Origin of the sequence: Escherichia sp. E4702, from assembly GCF_963883545.1 — a bacterium.
Lineage (GTDB): Bacteria > Pseudomonadota > Gammaproteobacteria > Enterobacterales > Enterobacteriaceae > Escherichia.
In genome coordinates this window covers 1-521 of record NZ_CAWORF010000058.1, presented here as the reverse complement: position 1 = coordinate 521, position 521 = coordinate 1, and the positions used below count along the sequence as shown (strand labels likewise).

Annotated in this window: 1 protein-coding gene; it reads right to left on the bottom strand. The window is 56.8% G+C overall.

The features are described from left to right. Positions 1–282: 282 nt before the first annotated feature. Positions 283–521, bottom strand: a 239-nt coding sequence (locus tag AACU94_RS24520) for an IS110 family transposase (protein ID WP_167856170.1), incomplete at its 5' end; no start/stop codon positions are given.

Sequence of the window (521 nt, the reverse complement as noted above, 5' to 3'; positions counted from 1 at the left end):
CGCTTACCGCGTCTTATCAGGCCTACGCCAGACAGCGCAATAGCCTGATTTAGCGTGATTTTGTAGGTCGGATAAGGCGTTTACGCCGCATCCGACATCAACGCCTGATGCGACGCTGCCGCGTCTTATCAGGCCTACGCCAGACTGCGCAATAGCCTGATTTAGCGTGATTTTGTAGATACTGTTACGGCCTGCAAGTTTTTTCCTGGTCCAGTCCCCCGGATTGCAGGCATGCCAGACACAGCGCCGTCAGGCGCTGTTGTTTCATCCCTTCCGCGATTTTTACGCCGCTACCGGATTATGCCGTGCCGCATCGAACGGCACCCCTGACTTCAGCACTCCATACGCCACCTGTGCCAGCTTGCGCATCATCGCGCCGAGAATCACCTTTCCTTTCTTGCCATTAGCCGCCAGACGGTCGCGGAACGCCCGTCCCCACTCAGTCTTGCTGGTGGCTACCATTGCAGGCATATACAACGCCCTGCGAAGCGACACATGTCCGGCTTTACTCAACCGGCTTG